The following is a 21,458-nucleotide window of genomic DNA, read 5'->3' on the forward strand; positions in this document are numbered from 1 at the left end:
CGACGTCGCCCCAGCGGCATCGTGCGCGGGAGCCCTGTTCATCGGCGCCGAAAGATGCGCCGGCCCAGGACGGAGCGAAAGCGCTCGACCTCCGCCGAGGAGTGGACGTCCCGCCCGTCCCGCGACATGGCGCCGGGCTCCGAGGAGCTTGGCACGAACAAGCGATCGAGCGCGGGAAGGGCCGAGGGCCGGGCGACCACGTAGGCGTGGTCGCCCGGCGCGAGCGCGTCCTCGCTCCGGCGCATCTCGTGGGCGAACCTGATCCGGTTGTCGCGCACGACGAAGGCGAGGCGCACCCCCGGCGGCAATGGTGCGCCGCCGAGGATCGGGGCGCCAAGCCGCACGGGGAAGCCGACCAGTTCCTCCTCGACCCTGATCGGCGCTCCGAGGTCGACCCGGCGCGGCTCCACATGGCCCGGGGCGGCGAGCCCGAGCCGGCGCGCGATCGGCCCCGCCGTCCAGCCTTGCAGCACCAGCGACGTCAGCACCACGAAGAACGCCACGTTGAAGTAGAGCTCGGCGTCAGGCACGCCCGCCAGCACCGGGATCGAGGCCAGGAAGATGCCTACCGCCCCGCGTAGGCCCATGGCCGACACGAAGACCCGCTCGGCACGGCTGAAGCCGAACGGCGCCAGGCAGGCGAACACGGAGAGGGGCCGGGCGACGAGGATCAGGGCGAAGGCGACCACCAGTGCCGGCCCTGCCTGCGCGACGAGCCGCGAGGGCGTGACGAGAACGCCCAGCACCACCAGCATCCCCATCTGCGCGAGCCACGTCATCGCCTCATGCACGTTCAGCACGCGCGCGGCGCCCGGGATCGGGCGGTTCCCGACGACGACGCCGGCGAGATAGACGGCCAGGAACCCGCTGCCGCCGGCCACCGACGTGGCGCCGAACACGAGGAGCCCGCAGGAGAGCGCGAAGAGCGGGTTGAGACCCGACGGGAGCCGGACGCGGTTCAGCGCCCACGAGGCTGCGAACCCGCCCGCGAGGCCCAGCGCCGTGCCGAGGACCGCCTCCTGCGCGAGGTGGAGGAGCACCGACGCCCCGGGCGGCGTGCCCGGATGGGCCGCCAGCTCGACAAGCGTGACGGTTAGGAACACGGCCAGCGGGTCGTTGGCGGCCGACTCCACCTCGAGCGTGGCCTCGATGCGGTGCTCGACCTTGAGGCCATGGGCGCGCAGCAGGAAGAACACGGCCGCGGCGTCGGTGGAGGCGATGGTCGCGCCGAGCAGCAATGCGCCGGGCCAGGTGAGGTCGAGGGCGAAGCGCGCCGCGACGCCCACGATCAGCGCGGTGAGGAGCACCCCGAGGGTCGCCAGCATCAGGCCCGGCTTGAGACACGCGCGCACCGCGTCCGCCCTGGTGCGAAGCCCGCCGTCGAACAGGATGACCGCGAGCGCGAGCGACCCGATCAGGTAGGCGGAGTGGTAGTTCGCAAAGGTGAAGCCGCCCGGGCCCTCCCGCCCGATCAGCATGCCGACGGCCAGGAAGGCGATGAGAACGGGCGCTCCGAGCCGCGCGGCGAGGAGGCTGGAGAGCATCGACCCGACCGCGACGAGGGCGGTGGCGAGGACGACGAGATTTACGGCACTGATGCTGGACATGAGGTGGCTTAAGGCAAAGGGGCGGGCCGCTGCGCAAGGCGCGATGGCCGCCTCAGGTTCCGATCTGTCGCGGCCAGCCGGGGTCCGCTGCTCGCGCCTGGGTGGAGCGGCCTGCGGAGGTGCCGGCCCATCTGGGCCAGCGCCGGCGGGGGAACCCATGGCGGGGGCGGCTGTTGGGCCTGTCGGGACGGAGTTCCCACGGCCGAGCCATGGCGCTTGGTGACCAGCGGCGGTGCTCCTTCGGGCCTTGAGGGCATGAAGGCGCTCGGGCGCGCTCCGGTCCGGGACAGCCCCGCGACACCCGCCGGCGCGCAGCGCCATGAGAGCCAAGGAGAACCGGCATGAGCCAGCCTGACCAGGAGCATATCGAGCCCCCCGGCACCGAGGCGGAGATGACGCCGCGTGCCGACCATGGCGAGGAGAGCTACCGGGGCTGCGACAAGCTCACCGGGCGCGTGGCGGTGATCACGGGCGGGGACAGCATCGGGAGGGCGGTGGCCATCGCCTACGCCCGCGAGGGCGCGGACGTGCTCATCAGCTACCTGAGCGAGGCGGAGGACGCGGACGCCCGGGAGACGGCGCGCCACGTCGAGGCGGCGGGGCGACGCTGCGTGCGGGTCCCCGGCGACATCGCCGAGGCCGCCCAGTGCCGGTCGATCGTCGACCGGGCCGTGGCCGAGTTCGGCCGCATCGACATCCTGGTGAACAACGCCGCCTTCCAGCGCACGTACCAGTCGCTGGACGAGGTTCCGGACGAGGAGTGGGAGTACACGTTCCGCACCAACATCACGGCCATGTTCCGCCTCGCCCAGGCCGCCGTGCCCCACATGCGGCCGGGCTCGTCCATCATCAACACCACCTCGATCCAGTCGGACAAGCCCGCCCCGATGCTCTTGGCCTACGCCGCGACCAAGGGCGCCGTCTCGAACTTCACCGCGGGCCTGGCCCAGATGCTGGGCGGCAAAGGCATCCGCGTGAACGCGGTGGCCCCCGGGCCGATCTGGACGCCGCTCATCCCCTCCACCATGCCGGACGAGAAGGTGAAGAGCTTCGGCGAGGACACGCCGCTCGGCCGCCCCGGTCAGCCCCGGGAGCTGGCGGGCATCTACGTCCTGCTCGCCTCCGACGAGGGCAGCTACATGACGGGCGGCATCCACGCCGTGACCGGGGGCACGCCGCTGCTGTAGGCTTCGCACGCTCGGCGGCGCCTGGCGCGGTGAGGCCTCGATCGGGTCGCGGTCGATCACCGGAACCTGATCAGGACTACGCGCCGCGGGGTTACCCCGGTCCTTGCCCCTCCTCGGTCGGCTGGCCCAGAGCCGGGTGGAAGTCGGCGAAACCGGCATCGTCGAACAACGCTCCGAGCCGGTCAGGCAGGAGCAGGGAGGCGATATCGTGCGGGAAGGCGGCGGTAGGCCCGCCTGGAGGGATGGAGCGTGATGGCCGAGCCCTGGCGCGTGGTGATCATCGGTGGCGGCTTCGCGGGCCTGGAGGCCGCGAAGGCGCTCGGGCGCGCGCCGGTCGAGGTCACCCTGATCGACCGGCAGAACCACCACTGCTTTCAGCCCCTGCTCTACCAGGTGGCCACCGCCGCGCTGAACCCGGCCGACGTCGCCTGGCCGATCCGCGGCATCCTCTCGCGCCAGAAGAACACGCGCGTTCTGATGGCCCAGGTGAACGCGATCGACGCGGACCAGCGGCTCGTCCACACGACCGGCGGCGACTTCGCCTACGATCAGCTTGTTGTCGCTACAGGCGCGACCCACGCCTACTTCGGCCATGAGGAGTGGGCGCCGCACGCGCCGGGGCTGAAGCGCATCGAGGATGCGACCGAGATCCGCCGCCGCATCCTGATCGCCTTCGAGCGTGCCGAGCTCGCGTCCGAGCCGGCCGAGCGCGAGGCTCTGACCACCTTCGTCGTGGTCGGGGGCGGTCCCACCGGGGTCGAGATGGCCGGCGCCATCGCCGACGTGGCGCGCGAGGCCCTGCCGCCCGACTTCCGCACCATCGATCCGCGCCAGGCGCGCGTGCTCCTCGTCGAGGCCGGCCCGCGGCTGCTCGCGGCCTTTCCCGAGCCCTTGAGCGCCTATGCCCGGCGCACCCTGGAGCGTCGGGGGGTGGAGGTGATCACGGGCACGCCGGTCACCGCCATCGGCCGGGGCCACGCGATCGTGGGCGAGCGCCGGATCGATGCGGGCGCCATCGTGTGGGCGGCCGGCGTGGCGGCCTCGGCGGCCGCGGACTGGCTCGGCGCGGAGCGCGACCGCGCCGGTCGGGTCAAGGTGGCCCCGGACCTGACGCTTCCGGGCCGGCCGGAGATCTTCGTCATCGGCGACACGGCCTCGGCCGCCATGCCGGACGGCAGGCCGGTGCCGGGGCTTGCTCCCGCCGCCAAGCAGATGGGCCGCTACGTCGGTGAGCTCATCGCCGCCCGCGCCAGGGGACGGCCGCTCCCCGGTCCGTTCCAGTACCGGCACCAGGGCGACCTTGCCACGATCGGGCGGCGGGCGGCGGTGGTGAAGCTCGACCGCCTGACCCTCACCGGGTTCACGGCCTGGCTCTTCTGGAGCGTGGCCCACGTCTACTTCCTGATCGGGCTCCGCAGCCGGATCGCGGTCGCGTTCAGCTGGGTGTGGGAGTACGCGACCTTCGGCCGGCGCGCGCGCCTGATCACCGAGCCCGCGAACGCCGGTCCCGCCGAGGCGCCGCCGGGAGGGCCGTCGCTCCTGCCCTCCGCCGCCCAGCCGGCGGCCGGGGCGGGGGTCGCCCCGTCGAAGGGCCGCGTCTGGGGTTAGCTCGACGGCTGGGCTCACCCTCGCTGTGGGGCGCGCTCAACACGCACCTGCAGGCGAGAGTTCGAGCTGTTCTCGGCGAAAAACCGGGTCGACCAGGGCACCGGTCGAGGTCTGGTCCGTTGTCGTGCCCGTTGCGGCACCTCTCCCCGCGGCTCGATGCGGTACGAACGGAGGAGTGAGCGCGATGCGCCCTGAGACGCTGGACTTCATGAGATCGCTGGCCAACGCGCCCTCGCCCAGCGGCTTCGAGCAGCCGGCCGCAGAGGTCTACCGCCGCTACACGGAGCGCTACGCCGACCTGGTCAGGACGGACGTCGCCGGCAACGTCGCCGCGGTGCTGAACCCGGAGGCGGAAGCCAGGATCATGCTGGCCGGGCACATCGACGAGATCGGGTTCCTGGTCCACCACATACGCGAGGACGGCCTGCTGCACTTCAGCGGCATCGGCGGGCATGACGACGTCACCCCGGTCGGGCAGCGGGTCTGGGTGCATGGGCGGCAGCGCTTGCCCGGCGTAGTCGGCAGCCGGGCCTTCCACCTTCTGAGCCCTGACGAGAAGACGAAGCGGCCGGAGATCAAGAAGCTCTGGATCGACATCGGGGCGAGGTCGAGGGCAGAGGCCGAGGAGGTGGTCCGGCTCGGGGACCCGGTCACCTTCCAGCAGGAGTTCCAGCCGCTCATGGGGGAGCGCGCCGCCGCGCGCGGGTTCGACAACACGGCCGGCGCCGTGATCATCGCGGAGGCGATGCGGCTGCTGCACGACGAGGGCGGCCTGCATCCCGAGATGGGCCTGTACGCGGTCGCCACCGTCCAGGAGGAGATCGGGTCGCGCGGCGCCCAGACCGCGACGGAGGCCATCGGGCCGGTCACGGGTCTCGTCGTCGACATGGACCACGCAACCGATCTGCCGCGGCTCGACGAAACCCAGCTCGGGCAACTCGAACTCGGGCGCGGGCCGACGATCGCCCGCGGCGCGAACGTGAACCCGGTCGTCTTCGACCTCCTGACCTCGGCGGCGCGCGAGGAGGGCATCCCCTATCAGGTGAGCGTCTTCGCGGGCATCACGCCCACGGACGCGAACGCCGTGCAGGTCGGCCGCGCCGGCGTCGCCACCGGGCTGGTCGGCGTGGCGCTTCGCTACATGCACACGCCCTCCGAGACCTTGAGCCTCGCCGACGTCGAGGCCTGCGCCCGCTTGGTCGCGGCGTATTGCCGGCGGGTCGGGCCGGACACGGACTTCACGCCGCGCCTCGCGAACGGCTCGTGAGACCGGCGGTGAGGCGTGGCGCACAGGTCCCTTCACGTCACGCCAGGGCCGGGAGGGGCAGTACCTCCGTGCTCCCTCCCGGCCCTCACCACTATGCGCGAGGCGTGGTCGACCCAGTAATGCTGCATGGGCCGGAACGTTCCTGTTTCGTATGCTGCCGGACGGTGTGCCGGGACCGGGCGGCTTCGCAGGGTGCATGAGCAATTGTGAATGTCCGCGTGGCTTGCGGGTGCTCTCTCCCAGGTATGGCAACGATGCCTTCTCCGCCCCTGATGCAGTGCCTCAGCCCCGCGGAACTCCGGGTGGTCGAGAGCGCTTACCGAACCGCCCTGAACGCGGTCGATGAGAGCACCACGGCCGCCTTCTCGCCGCTGGAACTGCGCCGAGTGCTCGCCCGCAGCGTCATCGAGCCTGCGCTGGGTGGCGAGCGTGATCCGAGCAGGATGTGCGAGGCTGCGCTGCGTCGTCTTCGGGGGTTGAGGAGCGGATAGCGGCTTCCCGCCCAGCGTGGTGGCCAGCATGGCGGGGCATCTGCTTGGCAGCGCCTCGGCGCAGCGGTGGATCGGTCGCACCGCCGGCGGGTCCATGATCGGCGCCGAGGTGGTGATCGCCTCGCCGCAGCACACCAGGCTTGACCAGCCGTCCCGCTTCCCACTCGGCGCCCAAGACGCGTGAGGGCCGCGAGCAGGCGCGTCGGTCCGACCGGTGCCCTGACGAGAGGAGGAGGGCTGGGAGGAGCTTTGTGACGAGTGTTGGGGTGAGAGAAAGGCTCTCGCCCGCCCGTCGCGGAGACCCGCCGACATGGCGACCTTGCCGAAGATCACGCTCACCAGCGCGCGCGACATCCCCTTCAACAAGCTGGTGCTGTCCCAGAAGAACGTCCGCCGCATCCAGAACGGCCAAAGCATCGAGGACCTCGCTGAGGACATCGCCCGCCGCGGCCTGATCCAGTCCCTCCACGTCCTACGAGGCGGCCGGGGGCGAGGTGCTGCGCGACCTGTTCAGCCAGGATGGTGATGGCTGGATGAAGGATGTGCCGCTCCTGAGCCGCCTCGCGCAGGAGAAGTTGCAGGCAATCACGGCCGAGGTGCTGGCCGAGGGCTGGCGGTGGGTCGAGGCGGCCGAGAGCTTCCCCTACAACCACACCTACCACCTGCGCCGGCTAGAGCCGGCCGAGGTGGCGGTGATCGAGGACGCCCAGGGCGCCTTCGCCGCCCTGCAGGAGGAGTACGAGCGCCTCGAACAGGAGTACCAGGACGTCGAGGAGTTGCCCGAGGAGGTGGATGCGCGGCTCGGCGAACTCGAGCAGGCGATCGAGACCTTCGAGGGCAGGCAAGCGCGCTACAGCGCCGAGCAGATGGCCTACGCCGGCGCCTTCGTGAGCATCGGCTACGACGGCAAGCCCGCCATCGACCGGGGCTGGGTGCGCCGGCAGGACGAGCCGAGAGCGGCCGAGCCCGCCGTCGCCGAGGGCGGTGGGACCGACGTCACGCCCGGGCAGACGCGCGCCGGGACCATCCAGCGCGCCACCTTCACGGTCGGCGGCGCGGCGGTGGGCGGCGCTGACGTCCAAACTCCCCAGGGGGCGGAGCCCGAGGACGAGGACGGCGAGCGTCCCTTGAGCGCGCGCCTGATCGCAGAGCTGACCACCCAGCGCACGGTCGCCCTGCGTGAGGCGCTCAGCAACGACCCGGACGCGGCCTTCCTGGCCGTGCTCCACGCGCTCGCGCTCGGCGCGTTCTATCGCGGCATGGCCGCCTACGCGGCCGGTTACAGCGCCCATGGTCGCGGGGCGGAGAGCTGCCTGGAAATCCAGTTCCGCTCGACGGAGCCCGGCCGGGACGTCCCGAACCTGGCCGAGGCGCCGGGAGCCATCGCCCTGGAGCGTCGGCGGCGCGAGTGGCAGGAGCGCCTGCCCAAGGAGGGTGTGCGCCTCTGGGACGCCCTGCTGGGCCTCGACCCCGACTCGCGGGCGGACCTGTTCGCCCTGTGCGCCGGCCTGAGCCTAAACCGATGCAGCAGCCCCATGACGGGCGGGCCGGGGCCATCGCCCATGCGGACCGGGTGGCGGAACTCGTCGGGCTCGACATGACCGAGCACTGGCAGCCGACCAAGGAAACCTTCTTCGGGCACGTCACGAAGGGGCGCATCCTGGCCGCCGTGCGCGAGGCCAAGGGCGAGGCGGCCGCGCAACTTATCGATCACCTGAAGCGGTCCGAAATGGCCGAGGAAGCCACGCGACTGGTCGAGGGCACCGGCTGGCTCCCGCAGCCGCTGCGCACGCCGGGCCTGGAGCGCAGCAATCCGGCACCCACCCAGCCCGAGCCGGCGCCCGCCGCCTTGGAACCGGAGGAGGAGGCGCTTCCGGCCTTCCTGGCGGACGAGGGCGAAGTGCCGGCCGCCGTTGCCGGCCCCGAGCCGGGCGAGGAGCCCCAGGTCGGCATGGACGAGGATCGGAGCTGGGACATCGACGCCTTCGAAGGCGATCCGGAGAGCCTGGAGCCCGACGCCGAGGCCCGGGCGCTGGCTGACGCGGAGCGCCGCGACGACGAGGGCTACTACGGCATCGCCGCCGAGTAGGCCTCAACGGGACCGCCTCCGGGCGGTCCCACCCCCATCAGCATCGCACATCACGAGCCGAGCCCGCCTTGACGAGCGGGCTGCGCGCCGGAGGATGCGTGCGAGCGAGGAGCGCAACGCCTTCCTGGTTCGCTTCTCGGACGCGGTGCGCGGCCTGTCCGACCCGGCCCTGGTGGCGGAGGAGACCTGCCGCATCCTCACCGAGCAACTCGGCACCGAGCGCACGCTCTGGGCCGTGATGGATTGGGAGGCTCGGGAGTACGTTTCAGATTGGGTCTTCTACGCGGACGGCACGACGGCCGAACCGTCGCGCTGGCCGTTCGACGAGCGCGAGCCGTTCGCCGCGGAACACCTGGCGGGCCGGCCGGTGGTTTACGAGGATGTCGTGCTCGACCCGCGCATCCCCGACCCGGTCAAGGCGGCGATGGTCGAGCGAGGCCTCCTGGCCGGGATCGCGGTTCCGGTGCTGGTGGGCGGCCGACTGGTCGCAATCCTCAACACCAGCCAGGGGATCGCGCCCCGTCGCTGGACCGCCGAGGAGGTCGCCTTCGTCGAAGCGCTCGCCAAACGCGCCTGGTCGGAGATCGAGCGGACCCGCATCGAAGCGGGGCTGCGGGAGAGCGAACAGAAATACCGAACCTTGTTCGAGTCGATCGACGAAGGCTTCTGCCTGCTCGAATATGTCGACGATCCCCAGCGCTCGTTGGACTACCGTTTCGTGGAAGTGAACGCAGCGTTCGAGAAACAGACCGGGCTGACCGGTGTCGTCGGCAAGCTCAGAAGCGAGGTGAGCCCGAACACCGAGGATTACTGGATCGGAACCTATGCCGAAGTGGCCCGAACCGGCGTGGCACGGCGCGTCGAAAGCCACCATGAAGAAACCGGCAGGTGGTACGACGTCTTCATCTCGCGCGTTGGCGGGGAAGGCAGCCGGCAGATCTGCCTCGTCTTCAACGACACGACCGAACGCAAACGCGCTGAGGAGGTGCTGCGCGAACGCGAAGAGCGCCAAGGGTTCCTGCTTGAGCTGGGGGACGCCATGCGGTCCCAGACGAGCGCCGAGGGCGTGGTCGAAACTGCTACCCGGCTCCTGGGACTCAGGCTCAACGCCTCACGCGTCGCCTTTGGGGAATTCGACGACGAACACGACCTGGTCCACATTCGCCGGAGTTGGACTGCGGATGGTGCCGAGACGCATCCTGCCATCCTACGGCAGTCCGATTTCGTCGGACCACTTTTGGATGACCTGCGGGCGGGCAGGACGGTCCGCTTCGACACGCTTGGACCACGCCCACGCTTTCAGCCTGAGCGACTGGCGCAGGGCCTCCAGGTCGCCCCTCCTCGCGTCCCCGTTGAGCTCCGCGTCGAGGGCCTCAGCCTGCCTGCGGCGCTGTTCCTCCAGGGCGAGCCGGCCGTCGTCCTCGGCGAGGGAGGCCTCGGCCGCGGCGATGGCGTCGACCGCTACCGCGTCGCCCTGCGCCGGGTCTTCCCAGCACACGAGCTGGACCGCGCCCCCGCTCCGCTCGACCGTCCCCCAGGAATAGCCCGCATCGTAGAGCGGCGCCTTCGCCAGCCGGAAGGCACGGGAATACCGCGTCGAGTCTCCCTCACCGAGCCAGAGGACGCGCGGGCCTCGGCCGGTGCGCACGTCACGAAGGCGGCGCCACGTGAGGCCGAGCGCCGAGAGGGGGATGGCCGCCCCGAGGGGCGTGGGGACCGGAGCGGCCGGCTCCGAGGCGCCCCGGGACGCGGCGACGGCGGCCGCCAGGATCGGGAGGACGACCCCGGCGGCAGTGAGGATGAGGAGAGCGAGGGAGAGCACGGCAGCGGTCTTTCACGGGTTGGCAACGAGGGTAAAGTGCCCCCCCGAAGACAGGATTCGCAAGATGTTGTCGAGCTCCAAAATGCTTTGAAAGTCGGTGGATCGGAGCCTCCTTCGATGACATAAATTGAACGGTGTTCAATTTAACCAAGCGGCTCTTGCGCGCATCGTCGTGGTGCTTACCATCGTTGGCAATGCGGGTCGTAATAGGGCGAGCTGCGGCTTTCTACTGAGGGAATGATAACTTCGATGGGACCCAGGTTAACGCGCGACGAGGTCCTCGACCTCCTGCGTGCCCGCGTGGAGGCCGCCGGTTCGGCCAGCGCGGCCGCCCGTTCGCTGGGCGTCAGCCCGGCATACCTCATTGACGTGCGCGCCAAGCGGCGCCCCCCGGGCGCGCGGCTCCTCGCCGGCCTCGGGCTTGAGCAAGCCATCGTCCCCGTGGAGGGCGCGGGCCGTGTCGCGTAACCCCTTCCTCGACGACCCGGACATCCGGGACCTGCCCGATTTCCTCAGGCATCTCATCGCCGACGAGCGCCTGGCGCAGTCCCCGTCCTTCAACCGCTCTGCTCCCCGCGCCCCGGTCGAACCCCTTCCGCCCGAGGTGCCCCCGGCCGCGCCCGTCGACGCGCGCCCCGTCGCGCAGGTTCGCACCGTCCCGGCGGCGGCGCCGAAGCTCCCGCCGCGGCCGCCCCGCCGCATGCCGTCAGCCGATCCCCGACAGTCGCAGGGGAGGCTTCTGTGAGCGACGGCGTCTACAGCATCGACGCTGCCATCCACGCGTCGCCGTCGCCGGCTTTGGTCGCGCAGATCGTCGATTCGCACGGCGCCGAGGCCGCCCAGGAGAGGTGGCATTGGCTCGACGCCTGGGCGCACGAACGTCCGCTGCCCGAGCTGTCACCGCGAGAGGCTCGCCGTGGCTGACGTCCTCGCTCGCCTCGCCAACCGGGCGCCCTCGAACACCGAGCGGCTCCCGGGCCAACTCGATTTGGAGGATGCCATTGCCGAGAAGGTCGCTGCCGAGGCGGCAGGCGCAGCCCGCCTCGCCATTGGCGCGAACGGCGGCCCCCGCCTCGACGAGCGCGACATCGATGTCGTCGCCCGCATCGCACGCGCTCAATACGGAGAACTATGGATCGGCAAAATCGGCGTCGAGATCGGCGTGGATCACCGTCAAATTCGCCGCTGGCTCGCGGGGAAAGGCACGCCGCCCCCCACGGTTCTGTCCTGCGTCCGGCTGCAGGCTCGTAGCCACGCAGCCCGCATCCTGCGCTCGCGTGAGGAGTAGGCAATGACCGATTCCCCCTTCGAGCCCCCGGCGGTCGTCCGCCTGGAGGGCGTCGACGCCGCCGTCGAGGCCCCTCGCATCCGGGCCGGCGAGCCCTGGGCCGGCACGGAGATCGCCGGCTTGCAATACTACGACTACGACCAGACCGGCCTGGACGGCGAGCCGGTCCGCCCCGTGCCGGGGACCGCCTCGTCCTCGTCCGGGCGCCCGACAACGAGTACGACCCGCGGGCCGTCGAGGTCTGGTGGCGGAACGACATCCGCCTCGGGCACCTGCCCCGGGGCGTCGCCCGGGAAGTCGCCCCGCAGATGGATGCGGGCGTGCCCCTGCGGGCCTACGTCGCTGATGCCGGTGACGGTTCGGCCTGGTCGGCCCGGGCGCTTCTCGTCGGCCCCGCCGTCGCCGAACTGCACGGGAAGCTGATCAAGCACGCGGTCGCGCAGGCGCTGGAAGAGTGGCGCTGGTCGGAGAAGCTTGCCGAGATGCGCCGCGAGGGCGACAGCCGCGCCCGGGCCGCGCGGTTCGAAGAGCGCCTGAAGCGGGCCAGGGCCGCCCGGCTCGCGCAGGCCGTCAACACCTTCGTCGCGCAGCTTCCGCCAGAGCCCATCGACGAGGCGCGTCTGCCCGAGGCCGGACGGTGCATCGAGCTCTTCGACATCGCCCATGCGGTCGGTTGCTCGCGTTCGACCGCACGGCGCCTCGCCGAGCGGGCCGGCGCCCGCGTCGAGGTCTCGATGCGGGGCTGGTACGCGGCAAGCTCGACGGTCGTCGTCACAGACGAGCTCCGGGCGGTCCTGGCCGAATGGGCCGCCCGGCCGCGCCGGCGCGTCACCGTGGCCGAGCTCGTCTAGGGACCGGCGGACTCAGGCGGGGTTCGTCGCCCCGGCTGGCCGACGTCGCTGGCGCCACGTGCGCCCCTCGGCGTACGCCTTGGCCGCCGCCTTCCGACGGCGCTCACCTTCCGCCTCCAGGTCGGTGACGCCGCGCTGGCGAAGGTTCTCGGCCACGATCTGCTCCTTCAGCGTGATGCTGTCCGGGAGCTCTACCTTGAGCCGCTCGGCCCACACCGCTTTCTGCCACGCCTCCAGGGCCGGCGCCTTCAGGGCGAGCATCTGGTCGAGCGTGTAGCGGCGCGTCATCGCGTTCCCGTCGGACACTTCCAGCAAGTCCGAGTTCGCGTGGTCGAGGACCATGCCGACGACGGGCGTCGCCACGCCGAGATCGCGCTGGCACACGGTCGCGAAGGCCCTCCGGACGTCGTGGGGCGAGGCCTCGATGCCCGGCATCGCGGCGACGGCGTGCGTCAGGGTATGCGGCGACAGGTGGGTGACCGGGTCGCCGAGCCGCCGCGGTCTCGCTGCCGGGTACATCCATTCCGACCGCGCCACGCCCCGCTCATCCGCCTCCCGGCGCGAGAACGCGAGGTACGTGTCGATCCTCCGCCAGACGTGCGGCGGGAGCGGCAGGGCATGGGACCCGTGGCGCGGGTCGTCCTCCGTCGGCGCGCCCTGGCCGATTTTCCGGTGGCCCTGCCACCAGATGCCCCAGCCCTCACGCTCGGCCCAGGGCTCGAATTCGTCGATCCTGGCCTTGACGACGCTTAAGCGCCTCTGCGCGGTATAGATGAGGAGCTCGATGGCGCCGCCGACGGACGTCGAGAGGACGCCGTGCTGGGCGACGGCCAGCATGTAGGCGACGGCGGGCAGGCGCGGGTACCGCCGCTTCGGCTTGCTTCCGGACTTCGGCGCCCGCAGCCCCGCCATGGCGTTCGGGTCGGCGCCGGCTAGGTGTTTCCGGCCGGCGTCGCCCATCCACGGCCAGAACCGCTTCGAGACGCGGACGACGTCCCGGGCGGTCGACCGCTTGCCTTGCTCGACCAGCGTCTCGACGACGGCCGCGACGTCCGCCGCGGTGATGCGCGAGACGATGCTGGCGTCGAGCGTCCGCATGGCCGGCCCGCCCATCACCCCCAGGTAGTTCCGAACCGTCGCGTCCCGGAGGAGCCCCGCCTCGACCTCGCGCCGCATCCAGGCGCCCCAGGCCTGCCGCGCCTCGCCGAACGTCCACGTCGCCGGGCCCTTGTCGCGCGGCATGAAGGTCGGGACCTCGACCTCGCCCTTCGACGCGAGGGCGGCGCGCTTGAGCGTGATCCACTCTTCCGCCGGGACGCCTTGTCCGGCCTCGACATGGTCCCGGACGGCCCCGGCGACCGAGCGAGCCTGCGCCAGGGTCCATTCCCGGGCATCGCCGAGGCGCACGCGCAGCGGCTTGTCGGCGTGCCGGAACCGGATCGACCAGACCGCCGCCGTCGGCGTCAGGCGCAGCGTCAGCCCCGGGCATCCCCCGTCGGCGACGTCCCGGGGCGCGGCGCCAGTCTCGCGCGCCTCCCGGATCAGGCTCTCGATGCCCTTGGCGGTGAGGGTCTCGGCTTTCCTTGGCATGTCGTGCTCCGCTGGGACGGAAGCTCTAGCGCGTAGCAAACCCGTAGCAAATCGGCGTCTCGCTACCCGTCCCCCGCAGCGATTGCGGAGGCCCGGCCAGGTTCGCCCTCGCGTCCCTCGGAAGGGGCCGGAAACGGGCCTTCGCAGAGGGGAAACGCCTTTCAGGTGAGGTTCTTGTGGACGGGCGGCGGGCGGGCTGATACGACGGAAATCGGTCAGGCCCCGTAGCTCAGCTGGATAGAGCAGCCGCCTTCTAAGCGGCAGGTCGAAGGTTCGAGCCCTTCCGGGGTCGCCAGCCACCTTGTTCCGACACGTCCTCGGCGGCGCCGGTCCGGTCGCCTCAGTGTCTGGCCGGGAAGCCTCTTTACCCCATTCCGGGCCGCATCCCGGCCCGGCCGATCAGGCTTCGGCCTTGCGCCTCGGGGCACGCTTCTTCTTGTCCTCGGGCTCGCCCTCGGAGCTGTCCGCCGCCTCGGCGGGGTCCTGATCGGGAGCCACGGCCTTCCCGACGCTCTTGCGGCGCTGCTGGCCGAGGCCGAGCGCCCGCGCCAGCTCGGAGCGCTGCTCCGAATAGCTCTGCGAGGTCATCGGATAGTCGGGGCCGAGACCCCACTTGGCCCGGTACTGCTCGGGCGTCAGCCCCCGCAGGGTGAGGTGGCGGCGCAACGTCTTGTACTGCTTGCCGTCCTCGAAGCTGATCAGGAAGTCCGCCGAGATCGACTTGCGGATCTCCTGGGCCGTCGCCTTCGCGGGGCCTGTCTCGACCGGGGGCGCCACGGTTCCGCTGACGGTGCGAATCGCCTCGTGGACGTCGCTCAGGAGCTTCGGCAGCTCGGCGCTCTGGACGTGGTTGTTGCTGACATAGGCGGAGACGATATCCGCCGCCAGGGTGACGAGGCGGCCATGATCCCCGGCTGAGTCGTTCATCGTCGTGGTTCCATTGTCACGCGCTGAGAATGACCTTGGCCGAAACAAGCTCAGCGAACGTCTTCACGTAGACAATACGAATGAAATCACCGCATTCGTCAAGCGGTAATTCCGATCCCAAAATTCGGTTGCGTGCAATCAATAATGCTCGATCGCCGTCGACATTGGAAGCCGGTGCGAAAACGGCGGGAAAGCCGGCGAGGAATCTTCGTATTGTTCCGGTCCCGGCGGTCGGACAGCAACCGCCGCGCGGCGATGCTTTCGCGCCGCCGCCCGACGGAAGCCGCCCCCGCGCGGCGCGCCGTCCGCCGGGAGCCCCGCTTGTCGCTCTGCCGGCCTCTCAGGCGAGGCCGAGCATCAGCCCGATATTCTGCACGGCGGCGCCGGACGCACCCTTGCCCAGGTTGTCGAGGCGGGCGACCAGCACCGCCTGGCCGTGCGCCTGCGAGCCGAAGACGCGCAGCTCGAGCCGGTCGGTATCGGCGAGATCCTCGGCCTCGAGCTTCTCGCGATGGGTGCCGGTGCCGGCGCCCTGCACGACCTCGACCAGGGGCTGGCCGGCGTACCAGGCCGTCAGCGCCGCTTCGAGATCGACGGCGGAGGGGCGCCCCGGCAGGGTGTCGAGATGGAGCGGGATGCTGACCAGCATGCCCTGGCGGAAATTGCCGACGGACGGCACGAAGATCGGCCGCCGCGTCAGCAGCCCGTAGGCCTGCGTCTCCGGGATGTGCTTGTGGGCGAAGCCCAGGCCGTAGAGCTGGAAGACCGGCGCGGTGCCCGCCTCGTAGGCCTCGATCATGCTCTTGCCGCCGCCGCTGTAGCCGCTGACCGCGTTGATGCTGAGATGCGCGTCGGCGGGGATCAGGCCGCCTTCCACCAGCGGGCGCAGCAGGGCGATGGCCCCCGTGGGGTAGCAGCCCGGATTGGCGACCCTGCGCGAGGCGCGGATGGCGTCGGCCTGCCCCGGCGAGAGCTCGGCGAAGCCGTAGGCCCAGCCCTCGGCGACCCGGTGGGCGGTGCTGGCGTCGAGGATGCGCGGGCCGCCGCCTGGCAGTTCGTCGGCGAGCGCCACGGTCTCACGCGCGGCCTCGTCCGGCAGGCAGAGCACGACGAGATCGACCTCGGCCATCAGCGCGCGCTTGGCGGCCAAGTCCTTGCGGCTCTCGTGCGGGATCGAGCGCAGCGCCACCCGGCCGTCGCCCTCGAGGCGCGCGCGGATGCCGAGGCCGGTGGTGCCCGCCTCCCCGTCGATGAACACGGTGGGCCGGGTGGTCTCTCCGTTGGCAGCCGACATCGCCGATCGATCCTCGCGTAACGAAACGAATATGGGTGGGGTTGTGCACCGTGCGCCGCAGAGTCGACGCGCGGGCGGCTCCCCGAATCCCGCCATCTAGGGCCGCGACCATGACGCCACGGCGACTTCGGCCGCGCCGGTCGCCCGGCCCCGAACGGAAAAGGGCGGACCCTTTCGGACCCGCCCCTTCCGTATCGACAGTGCCGAAACGCTCAGCGCTTCGAGAACTGGAAGCTGCGGCGGGCCTTCTTGCGGCCGTACTTCTTGCGCTCGACCACGCGCGAGTCGCGGGTGAGGAAGCCCTCGCGCTTGAGCGGGCCGCGCAGCTCGGGCTCGTAATAGGTCAGGGCCTTGGAGAGGCCGTGGCGCACGGCGCCCGCCTGACCGGAGAGGCCGCCGCCAGCGACGGTGACGGTGATGTCGTACTGGTCGACGCGGTTGGCCACCTGGAGCGGCTGGCGCAGGATCATGCGCAGCACGGGGCGGGCGAAGTAGATCTCGACGTCGCGCTTGTTGACGACGACCTTGCCCGAACCGGGCTTGATCCAGACGCGGGCGACCGCGTCCTTGCGCTTGCCGGTGGCGTAGGCACGGCCCTGGGCGTCGAGCTTCTGGACGTGGACGGGCGCCTCGTTCTCCGAGGAGCCGACCGCGTTGGACCGGTTGAGGTCGGCGAGGGACTGAAGGGTCGCCATGATCAAGCGCTCACGTTCTTGCGGTTGAGGGCGCCGACGTCGAACGTCTGCGGCTGCTGGGCTTCATGCGGGTGCGCGGTGCCCTTGTAGACACGCAGGTTGCCCATGATCTGGCGGAAGAGGGGCCCGCGCGGGAGCATGCGCTCCACGGCCTTCTCAACCACGCGCTCGGGGAACCGGCCCTCGAGGATGAACTTCGCCGAGCGCTCCTTGATGCCGCCCGGATAGCCGGTGTGGTGGTAGTAGTTCTTCTGGTCGTACTTGCGACCGGTGAACTTCACCTTCTCGGCGTTGATGACGATGACGTTGTCGCCGCAATCGACGTGGGGCGTGTAGGAGGCCTTGTGCTTGCCGCGCAGGCGCATCGCCACGATCGAGGCGAGACGGCCGACGACGAGGCCCTCCGCATCGATCACGAGCCACTTCTTGTCGACGTCGGCGGGCTTCAGCGAGGTGGTCTTCATGGCCGCTTCCCGTGTCGGTGCGTGAAAGGTGCCGACGACGGCCGGCACCGAAAACGAAGCGCCGCCGCGTTTCGGGAACGCAGCGGCTCTGGCGGGGTCTCTAAGGGCTCCGCCGCCTCGCGTCAAGCGTCGTGCGGGCCGAAAATCTCAATCCCCGCATGGCCTTCAGGGATGCGGTATCAGGATACCGTCATGCGGGCGGGATCGAGTAGGTGCCTGTGGCGTGGCAGACGAGATCGTCGCTTCCCCTCGATGCGATCGCGACCTCGCCCACGGCGAGCCGGCGTCCGAGCTTCAGCAGGCGCGCCTCGGCGACGAGCCCCGTCGCCCCCGGCCGGCGCAGGAAGTTGAAGGAGAGGTTGGTGGTCACGGCGAGCGCCACGGGCCCGATATTGGCGAGGATCGCGGCGTAGAGCACCAGATCGGCCAGCGCCATCATGGACGGCCCGGAGACGGTGCCGCCGGGGCGCAGGTGCCGCTCGTGATGATCCATGCGCATGCGCGCCGAGAGCGGCCCCACCGCCTCGAGATGGTAGCTGCGCCCGCCGGCATGCATCTGCGGGAACTCGCGCTCAAGGAAATCGAGCACCTCGGCGAGGCTCATCACGGGCAGATCGCTGGGCAATATCGTGCTCATCGGCGCCTTGCAGCACGGGGCCGGATCGCCGACAAGTCCGCCATCATGATGACGACACTCGACCAGGCGCCGGACGGGCTCGCCGCCGCGCACGATGCCTACCCGGACACGCTCATCCGCGCGATCCTCAAGGAGACGCGCAGCATCGCGCTGGTTGGCGCCTCCGCGAATCCGGCGCGGCCGAGCTGGATCGTGCTGAAATACCTGCGCGATCGCGGCTACGAGGTGATTCCGGTCAATCCGGGGCTTGCCGGCCAGGAGCTTCTGGGCGCGACGGTCCTGGCCTCGCTGTCGGAGCTGACGCGGCCCGTCGACATGGTCGAGATCTTCCGCAATTCGGAAGCCGCCGGGCCCCTCGTCGACGAGGCGCTAAGCCTCGATCCCCTGCCGAAGGTGATCTGGATGCAGCTCGGCGTGCGAAACGACGCCGCCGCCGCGCGCGCCGAGGCCAGGGGCGTCCGCGTGGTGATGAACCGCTGCCCGAAGATCGAGTACGGCCGGCTCTCCGGCGAGATCGGCTGGACCGGAGTCAACTCCCGCATCATCAGCGCCCGCAAGCCGGTGCTGGCGAAGAAGGGCATCCAGAAGCTGACCATCGAGTCGCGCGGGGGCAACCGCTGATCGCGGCACGCCGCTCGCCTTTCCGCCAATCGATGAGGACGGGTTTCCGATCGCTCGCCGATCCGGGTTCGGCGAACCTGCGATCACGATCATTGGTGTCTGGAACGAAGGGCCAGCCCATCGAAGGGGCTGGTGGGCGCGACAGGGATCGAACCTGTGACCCCTACCATGTCAAGGTAGTGCTCTCCCGCTGAGCTACGCGCCCTTTCCGCGAAGCCGTCCGGCTCCGGCGAGGAGGGGCCTATAGCTTCTGCGGCGGGGGGGCGCAAGCGGCTTCACGCGGGTTCTTGATGCGGACGGTCCGCGTGTCCGAGGACGCTGCATCTCCGGCGGAAATCGGTTATGGCCCGCACGCGCATCGCGGCGGGGGCGAGGCACGGCAGGGATTCGGCGCGGCCACCGGGAATGAGATTCTTCGTCGATTTCGACAGCGGCGACATGATCCGCTGCTGGGTGGTGCCGGACAATCCGGTGGCCGTCAGCCGCATCGTCGTGAAGGTGGACGGCTGCCGCGAGGCCGAACTCTCCGCCAGCATCGTGGACGACACCTTCCGCTCTCTCGGCTGGCACTCCACCGGGCAATGCACCTTCGTCATCACCGAGATGGAGGTGCCGGGCCTGGCGCGGATGCCGCGCCTCGAGATCTACGACGCGGACACCAACGTGCTGGTGCATCGCCGCTGCCCGCAGGACGGCCTGGTTCAGGGCCGGCTGCTGCTCATCAACGCGAGCATCAACCCGGAGAACGCCCTCCAGGGGCTGTTCTTCCGGCATTTCCAGCAATCCTATTTCGGCATCGGGAAGATGAGCGAGGAGGTGCTGAAAAGTGCCCTGGAGACCCAAAGCCTGACCTCGGCCTTCCTCTCCGGCGCGCTGACGATCCCCCGTTTCGAGCACCTCTTTCCGCCGGAGAAGTATCTCACCACGGTGCTGGTTCACGATCCGCATGTGGAGATGGCCACCCGCCTGTTCTGGCTGCGCGAGCGGGCCGAGATCGCCGCCGATCCGGCCCGGAACTGGCGCCTCGGCAAGCTCGCGGAAGCCGCGACCTTCGCCGCCGAGTACGATTTCGAGGACCCGAAGAGCCTCAAGCGGCTGTTTCGGATGCTGCCCGAGCCCGCCTATCACCTGCTCTACAATCCGCTGACCCGGCAGTTCGGCACCCGCCTGCCCGACGACCGGCTGCATCCGGGCAACTCCATCGTCGCCATCGAGATCCTGGCCCGCGTCGGGATCGTCGGCCACCGCGACTATTACGACGCGTTCGTCTCGACGGTGCTCGACCGGCTCGGCATCGCCGACGCGATTCCCAGGCCCGAGCCGATCCCCGCCGAGGTCGCCGCGCTGGCCCAGCGCCTCAAGGGCATCCGCGCGGTGGCGGACATGCTGGTCTTCGACGTCGCCATGGCGGACGCGGTGCGCTCGTCCGTGGCCAAGAGCTGGGGCGGCTGAGCCGCCATACGCAGAGCCCGGCGGGGACAGGGCGGCGGGGGCGGTTTCCCGCAGGACCGATCCCCGCTAGTGGTGCGGTGCAGCGAGCGCCGGAGGGACCGGCGCGCGCGGACAATCGGAGGGTGTCGCCTTGCGCATCGCGATGGTCGGATCGGGCTATGTCGGGCTCGTCTCGGGGACGTGTTTCGCCGATTTCGGGCACAGCGTCGTCTGCGTCGACAAGGACCCGGCCAAGATCGCGGCGCTGGAGGCCGGCCGCATGCCGATCTTCGAGCCGGGGCTCGACGCGCTGGTCGCCGAGAACGTGCGCCAGGGCCGGCTTTCCTTCACCACCGACCTCGCCCGCGCCGTCGACGGGGTCGATGCCGTGTTCATCGCGGTGGGCACGCCCTCGCGTCGCGGCGACGGCTTCGCCGACCTGTCCTATGTCCATGCGGCGGCCAGGGAGATCGCCTCGGCGCTGACCGGCTACGCGGTGATCGTCACCAAGTCGACGGTGCCGGTGGGGACCGGCGACGAGGTCGAGCGCATCGTCCGCGAGACCGCGCCGCAGGCCGATTTCGCGGTGGTCTCCAACCCCGAATTCCTGCGCGAGGGCGCGGCCATCGCCGACTTCAAGCGGCCCGACCGCATCGTCATCGGCGCCGAGGACGCCCGTGCCGAGGCCGTGATGCGCGAGATCTACCGGCCGCTCTATCTCAACCAGGCGCCGATCCTCGTCACCGGACGCCGCACGGCGGAACTGACCAAATACGCCGCCAACGCGTTCCTCGCCACGAAGATCACCTTCATCAACGAGATCGCGGACCTGTGCGAGCAGGTCGGCGCCGACGTGCAGGAGGTCGCGCGCGGCATCGGCCTCGACAACCGCATCGGCGGCAAGTTCCTGCACGCGGGACCCGGCTATGGCGGCTCGTGTTTCCCGAAGGACACCCTGGCTCTGGTCAAGACCGCGCAGGACGCGGGCACGCCGGTCCGGCTCGTCGAGACGGTGGTGGCGGTCAACGACCAGAGGAAGCGCGCCATGGCCCGCAAGGTCATCGCCGCCTGCGGCGGCAGCGTGCGCGGCAGGACCGTCGCCGTGCTCGGCCTGACCTTCAAGCCGAACACCGACGACATGCGCGACGCGCCCTCCCTCTCGATCATCACCGGGCTCCAGGACGCGGGCGCGCTGATCCGCGCCTATGACCCGGAGGGGATGGAGCAGGCCGGGCCGCTCCTCTCCGGCGTGACCTACGCGGACGACCCCTATGCCTGCGCGCAAGGGGCGGACGCCCTCGTGCTCGTCACCGAGTGGGACGCCTTCCGGGCGCTCGACTGGACCACCCTGAAGGCCGCCATGGCGCAACCTGTCGTGGTCGACCTGCGCAACGTCTACCGCCCCGACGACCTCGCCCGGCGCGGCTTCCGCTATACCGGCATCGGCCGCCCGCCCGCCGGCGGCGCGGCCTGAGCGGAGGCGAATCAAGTCGACGGCACGTTATCCGCCGGCGGCGCCAAGTCAGGCTTGGCCGCGACCTTCGAATGTGGCGGTTTCTGGATAATTGTTGCCGGACTATCCTCGCGAA

21 protein-coding genes and 2 tRNA genes are annotated in these 21,458 nt (G+C 70.7%); 15 read left to right on the forward strand and 8 right to left on the reverse strand.

Features of this window, described 5'->3' with window-relative positions:
* Window positions 1-38: 38 nt before the first annotated feature.
* On the reverse strand, window positions 39-1,607 hold the full coding sequence (locus tag ACP56T_RS01375) for a potassium/proton antiporter (protein ID WP_305076747.1): 1,569 nt from the start codon (window positions 1,605-1,607) through the stop codon (window positions 39-41).
* A gap of 341 nt (window positions 1,608-1,948) precedes the next feature.
* Between ACP56T_RS01375 and ACP56T_RS01380 the strand changes: the two genes are divergently transcribed.
* From ACP56T_RS01380 to ACP56T_RS01435, 11 genes are all read left to right on the forward strand, one after another.
* Window positions 1,949-2,794, forward strand: coding sequence for an SDR family oxidoreductase (locus ACP56T_RS01380; protein WP_305076746.1), 846 nt, complete (start codon window positions 1,949-1,951; stop codon window positions 2,792-2,794).
* A 252-nt stretch (window positions 2,795-3,046) separates the two neighbouring features.
* Window positions 3,047-4,402 carry an NAD(P)/FAD-dependent oxidoreductase gene (locus tag ACP56T_RS01385; protein WP_305076745.1) on the forward strand — a complete coding sequence of 452 codons (1,356 nt, stop codon included), beginning with the start codon at window positions 3,047-3,049 and terminating at the stop codon, window positions 4,400-4,402.
* 184 nt (window positions 4,403-4,586) lie between these two features.
* The gene (locus ACP56T_RS01390; RefSeq protein WP_305076744.1) at window positions 4,587-5,669 is read left to right on the forward strand and encodes a M20/M25/M40 family metallo-hydrolase; all 1,083 of its coding nucleotides are present in this window, start codon (window positions 4,587-4,589) and stop codon (window positions 5,667-5,669) included.
* 519 nt (window positions 5,670-6,188) lie between these two features.
* Entirely contained in the window at window positions 6,189-6,344 is a 156-nt protein-coding gene (locus ACP56T_RS01395) for a hypothetical protein (RefSeq protein ID WP_427453625.1), read from the forward strand.
* Between the two features lie 126 nt (window positions 6,345-6,470).
* Window positions 6,471-6,686 carry a hypothetical protein gene (locus ACP56T_RS01400; RefSeq protein ID WP_430910538.1) on the forward strand — a complete coding sequence of 72 codons (216 nt, stop codon included), beginning with the start codon at window positions 6,471-6,473 and terminating at the stop codon, window positions 6,684-6,686.
* 7 nt (window positions 6,687-6,693) lie between these two features.
* On the forward strand, window positions 6,694-7,761 hold the full coding sequence (locus tag ACP56T_RS01405) for a coiled-coil domain-containing protein (protein ID WP_430910314.1): 1,068 nt from the start codon (window positions 6,694-6,696) through the stop codon (window positions 7,759-7,761).
* Window positions 7,683-8,249 carry a hypothetical protein gene (locus tag ACP56T_RS01410; protein ID WP_305076742.1) on the forward strand — a complete coding sequence of 189 codons (567 nt, stop codon included), beginning with the start codon at window positions 7,683-7,685 and terminating at the stop codon, window positions 8,247-8,249. The genes ACP56T_RS01405 and ACP56T_RS01410 overlap by 79 nt, the downstream gene beginning before the upstream one ends.
* 94 nt (window positions 8,250-8,343) lie before the next feature.
* The gene (locus ACP56T_RS01415; protein WP_430910315.1) at window positions 8,344-10,197 is read left to right on the forward strand and encodes a GAF domain-containing protein; all 1,854 of its coding nucleotides are present in this window, start codon (window positions 8,344-8,346) and stop codon (window positions 10,195-10,197) included.
* Window positions 10,198-10,812: 615 nt separating this feature from the next.
* A complete protein-coding gene (locus ACP56T_RS01420; RefSeq protein ID WP_048434678.1) occupies window positions 10,813-10,995 on the forward strand; it encodes a hypothetical protein in 183 nt (60 codons plus the stop codon).
* On the forward strand, window positions 10,988-11,359 hold the full coding sequence (locus tag ACP56T_RS01425) for a hypothetical protein (RefSeq protein ID WP_430910316.1): 372 nt from the start codon (window positions 10,988-10,990) through the stop codon (window positions 11,357-11,359). The genes ACP56T_RS01420 and ACP56T_RS01425 overlap by 8 nt, the downstream gene beginning before the upstream one ends.
* Before the next feature lie 125 nt (window positions 11,360-11,484).
* Window positions 11,485-12,210: an HIRAN domain-containing protein gene (locus ACP56T_RS01435; protein WP_305076802.1), complete on the forward strand. Its 726-nt coding sequence runs from the start codon at window positions 11,485-11,487 to the stop codon at window positions 12,208-12,210.
* A 12-nt stretch (window positions 12,211-12,222) separates the two neighbouring features.
* Here ACP56T_RS01435 and ACP56T_RS01440 read toward each other — a convergent pair whose 3' ends face one another.
* Window positions 12,223-13,800, reverse strand: a complete 1,578-nt coding sequence (locus ACP56T_RS01440; RefSeq protein ID WP_305076739.1) for an integrase family protein — start codon at window positions 13,798-13,800, stop codon at window positions 12,223-12,225.
* A gap of 218 nt (window positions 13,801-14,018) precedes the next feature.
* Here ACP56T_RS01440 and ACP56T_RS01445 point away from each other — a divergent pair.
* Window positions 14,019-14,095: transfer RNA gene (locus tag ACP56T_RS01445), tRNA-Arg, on the forward strand.
* Window positions 14,096-14,199: 104 nt separating this feature from the next.
* On the opposite strand, the gene ACP56T_RS01450 is transcribed toward ACP56T_RS01445, so the two are convergent.
* The 5 genes from ACP56T_RS01450 to ACP56T_RS01470 form a co-directional block, all read right to left on the reverse strand.
* A complete protein-coding gene (locus ACP56T_RS01450) occupies window positions 14,200-14,727 on the reverse strand; it encodes a Ros/MucR family transcriptional regulator (protein ID WP_430910317.1) in 528 nt (175 codons plus the stop codon).
* A gap of 340 nt (window positions 14,728-15,067) precedes the next feature.
* A complete protein-coding gene (gene argC, locus ACP56T_RS01455; RefSeq protein WP_430910318.1) occupies window positions 15,068-16,021 on the reverse strand; it encodes an N-acetyl-gamma-glutamyl-phosphate reductase in 954 nt (317 codons plus the stop codon).
* Window positions 16,022-16,233: 212 nt separating this feature from the next.
* Entirely contained in the window at window positions 16,234-16,716 is a 483-nt protein-coding gene (rpsI, locus tag ACP56T_RS01460; protein ID WP_430910319.1) for a 30S ribosomal protein S9, read from the reverse strand.
* 2 nt (window positions 16,717-16,718) lie between these two features.
* A complete protein-coding gene (rplM, locus tag ACP56T_RS01465; protein ID WP_430910320.1) occupies window positions 16,719-17,180 on the reverse strand; it encodes a 50S ribosomal protein L13 in 462 nt (153 codons plus the stop codon).
* Between the two features lie 190 nt (window positions 17,181-17,370).
* Window positions 17,371-17,817 carry a PaaI family thioesterase gene (locus ACP56T_RS01470; protein WP_430910321.1) on the reverse strand — a complete coding sequence of 149 codons (447 nt, stop codon included), beginning with the start codon at window positions 17,815-17,817 and terminating at the stop codon, window positions 17,371-17,373.
* Between the two features lie 45 nt (window positions 17,818-17,862).
* Between ACP56T_RS01470 and ACP56T_RS01475 the strand changes: the two genes are divergently transcribed.
* On the forward strand, window positions 17,863-18,438 hold the full coding sequence (locus ACP56T_RS01475; protein ID WP_430910322.1) for a CoA-binding protein: 576 nt from the start codon (window positions 17,863-17,865) through the stop codon (window positions 18,436-18,438).
* 130 nt (window positions 18,439-18,568) lie between these two features.
* Here ACP56T_RS01475 and ACP56T_RS01480 read toward each other — a convergent pair.
* Window positions 18,569-18,643, reverse strand: a tRNA-Val gene (locus ACP56T_RS01480).
* Window positions 18,644-18,843: 200 nt separating this feature from the next.
* Here ACP56T_RS01480 and ACP56T_RS01485 point away from each other — a divergent pair.
* Both ACP56T_RS01485 and ACP56T_RS01490 read left to right on the forward strand, forming a co-directional pair.
* The gene (locus tag ACP56T_RS01485; RefSeq protein ID WP_430910323.1) at window positions 18,844-19,890 is read left to right on the forward strand and encodes a hypothetical protein; all 1,047 of its coding nucleotides are present in this window, start codon (window positions 18,844-18,846) and stop codon (window positions 19,888-19,890) included.
* Between the two features lie 130 nt (window positions 19,891-20,020).
* Window positions 20,021-21,343: a UDP-glucose dehydrogenase family protein gene (locus tag ACP56T_RS01490; RefSeq protein ID WP_430910324.1), complete on the forward strand. Its 1,323-nt coding sequence runs from the start codon at window positions 20,021-20,023 to the stop codon at window positions 21,341-21,343.
* Window positions 21,344-21,458: the final 115 nt, after the last annotated feature.

This window comes from Methylobacterium endophyticum, assembly GCF_050591105.1.
Lineage (GTDB): Bacteria > Pseudomonadota > Alphaproteobacteria > Rhizobiales > Beijerinckiaceae > Methylobacterium.

Excerpts from the sequence above, each read along its gene's own strand:
- ACP56T_RS01375 (WP_305076747.1), bottom strand. The coding sequence starts at position 1,607 with ATGTCCAGCATCAGTGCCGTAAATCTCGTCGTCCTCGCCACCGCCCTC.
- ACP56T_RS01380 (WP_305076746.1), top strand. The coding sequence starts at position 1,949 with ATGAGCCAGCCTGACCAGGAGCATATCGAGCCCCCCGGCACCGAGGCG.
- ACP56T_RS01385 (WP_305076745.1), top strand. The coding sequence starts at position 3,047 with ATGGCCGAGCCCTGGCGCGTGGTGATCATCGGTGGCGGCTTCGCGGGC.
- ACP56T_RS01390 (WP_305076744.1), top strand. The coding sequence starts at position 4,587 with ATGCGCCCTGAGACGCTGGACTTCATGAGATCGCTGGCCAACGCGCCC.
- ACP56T_RS01395 (WP_427453625.1), top strand. The coding sequence starts at position 6,189 with ATGGCGGGGCATCTGCTTGGCAGCGCCTCGGCGCAGCGGTGGATCGGT.
- ACP56T_RS01400 (WP_430910538.1), top strand. The coding sequence starts at position 6,471 with ATGGCGACCTTGCCGAAGATCACGCTCACCAGCGCGCGCGACATCCCC.
- ACP56T_RS01405 (WP_430910314.1), top strand. The coding sequence starts at position 6,694 with ATGAAGGATGTGCCGCTCCTGAGCCGCCTCGCGCAGGAGAAGTTGCAG.
- ACP56T_RS01410 (WP_305076742.1), top strand. The coding sequence starts at position 7,683 with ATGCAGCAGCCCCATGACGGGCGGGCCGGGGCCATCGCCCATGCGGAC.
- ACP56T_RS01415 (WP_430910315.1), top strand. The coding sequence starts at position 8,344 with ATGCGTGCGAGCGAGGAGCGCAACGCCTTCCTGGTTCGCTTCTCGGAC.
- ACP56T_RS01440 (WP_305076739.1), bottom strand. The coding sequence starts at position 13,800 with ATGCCAAGGAAAGCCGAGACCCTCACCGCCAAGGGCATCGAGAGCCTG.
- ACP56T_RS01450 (WP_430910317.1), bottom strand. The coding sequence starts at position 14,727 with ATGAACGACTCAGCCGGGGATCATGGCCGCCTCGTCACCCTGGCGGCG.
- argC (WP_430910318.1), bottom strand. The coding sequence starts at position 16,021 with ATGTCGGCTGCCAACGGAGAGACCACCCGGCCCACCGTGTTCATCGAC.
- rpsI (WP_430910319.1), bottom strand. The coding sequence starts at position 16,716 with ATGGCGACCCTTCAGTCCCTCGCCGACCTCAACCGGTCCAACGCGGTC.
- rplM (WP_430910320.1), bottom strand. The coding sequence starts at position 17,180 with ATGAAGACCACCTCGCTGAAGCCCGCCGACGTCGACAAGAAGTGGCTC.
- ACP56T_RS01470 (WP_430910321.1), bottom strand. The coding sequence starts at position 17,817 with ATGAGCACGATATTGCCCAGCGATCTGCCCGTGATGAGCCTCGCCGAG.
- ACP56T_RS01475 (WP_430910322.1), top strand. The coding sequence starts at position 17,863 with ATGATGACGACACTCGACCAGGCGCCGGACGGGCTCGCCGCCGCGCAC.
- ACP56T_RS01485 (WP_430910323.1), top strand. The coding sequence starts at position 18,844 with ATGAGATTCTTCGTCGATTTCGACAGCGGCGACATGATCCGCTGCTGG.